At 52.8% G+C, this 4,129-nt stretch carries 3 protein-coding genes; all 3 read right to left on the bottom strand.

The annotated features are described in order from the left end of the window. A partial coding sequence (locus BSU04_RS19050; RefSeq protein ID WP_089162098.1) for a sensor histidine kinase occupies positions 1 to 1,041 on the bottom strand: 1,041 nt, incomplete at its 3' end. Positions 1,042 to 1,795: 754 nt separating this feature from the next. After that, the gene (locus tag BSU04_RS19045; protein WP_089162097.1) at positions 1,796 to 2,728 is read right to left on the bottom strand and encodes a GGDEF domain-containing protein; all 933 of its coding nucleotides are present in this window, start codon (positions 2,726 to 2,728) and stop codon (positions 1,796 to 1,798) included. A gap of 386 nt (positions 2,729 to 3,114) precedes the next feature. Then, positions 3,115 to 3,729 (bottom strand): hypothetical protein, encoded by a 615-nt coding sequence (locus tag BSU04_RS45540; RefSeq protein ID WP_144021273.1) that lies wholly within the window; start codon positions 3,727 to 3,729, stop codon positions 3,115 to 3,117. Positions 3,730 to 4,129: the final 400 nt, after the last annotated feature.

Below are 4,129 nucleotides of genomic sequence, written 5' to 3'. Positions count from 1 at the left end.
CTCGACGCTCTTTCGCGCGATCAACAAGCCCAAGCCCAGTCCGCTCTTGTCGGCCGAGTGTTGCTTGAACGGTTGGAACATGGTTTCCACGCTGCCAACAGGCAGACCGCCGCAATGATCTTTTACATCGATCAAAACACGGTCGGCCACCGCATATGCGTTCAAAGTCACTTCAGTGTGCGGGTGAGTAAATTTAAGGGCGTTTTGCAACAAATTGCCCACGGCTGCATACAAGAGATCGCGATCACCCGCTAGTGCAAGTTGGGGGTCCACGGAGGACACGACGAGCTTGCTGCCGCGCACTTGAGCAGCCAGTTCCGCCGCGTGTTCAACCTCAGCGATGAACTCGGCTAGTGAAAACAGCGGCGGCGCACTCTTTACAGATAACCCTTTCACGTCATCCAAGGATCGATCTATCAGGGTGCGTAGCCCCATCAGACCGCGATGAAGCACAGACCCTGTGGCACCGGACAAGTTTAAATTACCTGCTCTTGCCGCGTCAAAAGCGAGCGTCGCAATTGAAAGCGCGTTACGCAGTTCGTGCGCGAAGAACCCGGCTTGTTCGTTGGCTTCGTGGAACCGTCGCTCGTCAGCGAGATGGTCTCGTTGGTAGCTAAATTCGGTGACTGCATCGGCAATCGCATTATCAAGGCAACGGTTTAGCGTCCTAAATTCGTCAATTTGAAATGGCGCATCCCGCTCGTGAGCCAGATCGGTAATTGCCTGGCAGAGATCGCCATAGTCATGGACCACCTGATCGACCGTAAAGCCGAGTAGGAGAAGTTGATGCCCGTGTTGGGCCGCTGAGGTCCCGATCTCCGACATTGAGGCGGTGCCATTGGCCGGTCCGGATACATCACGGCTGTCGAGGGGATCTTTCGTCTGCTCGATGCGCAGTGTCTTTATAAGCTGATCCAGGAACAGCGGCACACCTTTTTCAAGCTGCTCTGCAGACGCCGCCCGCGCGGGCCGGGTGGCTACCTTCACACGGCACCTTTCGATGAGTGCCGTGCGGTTGTTCGACAAGAAATCGTGCATCATCTGAACACTCCTTTTTAGCAGTCTGATTGCCGGTGATCGCGGAGTGTCACGCTTCAAGGTGCCGTGCTATGCCGCAAGGCGCGTGTTGGCTTGGTGAGCCGTTATGAAAAGCCCGGGGAATTACTCAGCATGAGGCTTTGTCGAGGCAAACGCCTGTTTGGCGAAAAACGCTACGCGCGATCGGACGACCGAAGTCGGATCAGTAAGCGCTTGGCGCGTTCTTGCTGCGAAGAAAAGCGATTCGTTTCGTCGATGACGGCGCCGAGAAACTAGCTTAGCGCTCCGCATTCAAGCGCGAAAGTTCGGAAACTACTCAGGTGCCCAACCCAACACAATCGATATCCGACGGTTATCAGCCGTGGCAAGCCTCAGTTGTGCGTCGGCGATTTTTTAAAATTAATGAAAAGCGGGTAGCACCCCGTATGACCGTCGGCCGGAAGTGGCAAACCCAAAAGTAACCTTTACTTGGCCGGCGAAGCAGACCAGCTAAGCAAGGGAACCCTTTCGCATTGACATAACACCTGATCTAACCTGCACTGCCGCCTCGACCCGGCGAACGTCACTTCCCGACCCTTAAGCGACATTCATGCTTCTCCAACGCAGCCCCTCATGGGCGCTGGCCCTAGCTAGATTCAAAGGAGACCTTCTCACGCTGAAGTGGAATCAATACATGACATATTCAATGCCTACAAACAGGCTTCGATGGACTACGATTGATTTCCCGATATTCGGGAAAGCTGACTCGCTTCCCCAGCTAGAGACTAAACGATTGATCTCTGCCCCGTTGTTTAGCAGCATAAAGGGATTTATCCGCACGTCCCAGCAGCACGCTGGAATGGTCATGTGTAACAAACGCATGAACTGAAAAACCAATGCTAACGGTTATATACCCCGTGCTGGATGCGGAATGCGGAATGCCTAAGTCCCGCACGCGCTGGCATAGTGTTGCTGAAAACAGCGCTGCTTGTGCTTGCGTCATGCCGACGGATAGCACAACAAATTCTTCGCCGCCGTATCTAGCCACAAAATCCGAACTCCGCAGGAAGGATTTGTTTAAACTATCAGCAATACGTTTCAATGCATTATCGCCCGCATTGTGGCCGTAAATGTCATTAAACTGTTTGAAATGGTCCACATCGATCATAATCAGGGTCAGCGGCTCGTTGTTGCGACGCGCGATTCCCCATTGAATCTCCAATTGCATATCAAAAAACCTGCGATTGTAAATACCCGTTAATCCATCCTTGATTGCCAATTGTTCCAGATTCACCCTTATCTCTGCGAGTGATTGATTTTCATCGCGCAATTGCTGCTGTATTAATACCCTCGCGGTCACATCCTTTTGAATTCCGATGAAATTAGTTACGACTCCGTTTGCATCATAAATGGGCGAGATGCTCAATTCATTCCAAAACATCGTTCCATCTTTGCGATAATTTCGAACTATCACAAGGCAATATTGGCCCGCCTTAATTGCGTTCTTGACAACTCTTAGTTCAGGCTGTTCGCGGTCATCGTTTTGCAAATACCGGCAATTTACGTTCGTGATTTCTTCGGAGGAGTATCCAGTCATGCGTTCAAATGCCGGATTCACAAAAATCAATGGATTATCGTCAACGAGATTGTCGGAAATGGTGATGCCATCGCGTGAGTCCAACACTGCCTGCTTGAGGATTTCAAGTTTCATAGAAGGCTCACTTAAGGGATCGAGACACGTTGTTCGCCGAAAATTAAGGTGCAGTGATTGCTAACTCAGTACCCGAAACGCTCCCCTTTCGCAAGCTGTCCATTTTCCAATTGTAGGTGTTGGAATCAGTTGCGTGCGACCAGATTTTGTTTGCGGGCCAAATCGTGGGCCGTTGAACGATTGTGTCGAACTCGGTCTTTCGTGATTGGCGTATGTCGACCACTCCCGCCGATGTAATCTTCGCCACCTCAACGGCAGCTTACTGAGGGGAGCCGACGTTCAACTTACCGCGCCAAGAAACGGACGAATGACCGTTCATGGCCGAGCGCAGCCTGATGCGATATGCGTCTGCGCCACCCTTCGACGTAAAGACCAAACAGACAAAGCTAGTTTCGACGCACCAACTGTCCGATCTGCGCGCCTGGCTCAGATGAATATGTGGCTCTCGTTATCCCGTTGCACGACCCACTGACCGACGAGACAAAGGTCGGAAAGCTGAGAGCAAGCCCCTCTGCACGGGTCGGTCCGCGAGAGGCACTCACGCGGACGCCTTGAGGATCAACCGCACAACCCTCGCCGACCTCCACGACAGCGGCAAGCGAGTAGTAAGGCAAATTCGATAGGGTGCGCGGAATTCTTCGGGCCGCGAAGACCGCGAGGAATTGATGGCTATCATTTCCGCCACCAAAGCCTTCGATGAAAAAGGTTGCGAGAGCGATGCGATCGAAGTTCGGGGTGTCAACAAACTTTATCCTGCGTGCTCGCGGATACTCTTCCGCATATTCATCTTTAATGGTTGCTACCAGTCGAGTTACCTGTCCAGCAACTTGATGTGAGGGATCGCGGTCTTGCCTTAAGGAGGCGGAGTCTGCAGCAAACCCCGTCGTGGCGAATAAGCCGAGCATGACCAGCGCGAAGGGCACACTAAAGGAAGCGCGAAGTTTTGGCATGATACTTTTGGTGATGACGACGTCGATTGATGTCCAGGAGACCTGCCACACAGGCTTCAACTCCTCGAACTTTGTTGATTGTCAACAATTCAAGCTGCTTTGTGGAACGTCCGGTATTGTTTAGGGTTGTAGGACGCCTGCCCGAATCCGCGTGCAAGCGAACTCGCGCAGAAGCAGGCGGGCAGGCGTCCTACAAGCCCCAAGGGAGGAAACCGCGGAGTGCTCCGATGTGATCGAAACGTTCACTGCTATGGCGATTTATCAGGGCGGATCGTGCGTGGGATAGATTGAAACGCGGATGACGGTGAACCTAAATCGGCAAGATCGTGGCAGCGACAGTGCAGCGTATTGCTATGCGGAGGGTTTGACGAGCGCCAAACTGCTCGTTTGGTGCGATGCGCGCAAGCGTCTCCTATAGGCTCTCGTTGCCGAAGAGCCGACAGTCGATCGG

Origin of the sequence: Caballeronia sordidicola (assembly GCF_002220365.1) — a bacterium.
Taxonomy (GTDB): domain Bacteria; phylum Pseudomonadota; class Gammaproteobacteria; order Burkholderiales; family Burkholderiaceae; genus Caballeronia; species Caballeronia sordidicola_C.
This window is presented reverse-complemented; position numbering and strand designations above follow the sequence as displayed.

What these genes read in the sequence shown, in the direction of transcription:
- BSU04_RS19045 (WP_089162097.1), bottom strand. Translation starts at nt 2,728, where the DNA reads ATGAAACTTGAAATCCTCAAGCAGGCAGTGTTGGACTCACGCGATGGC.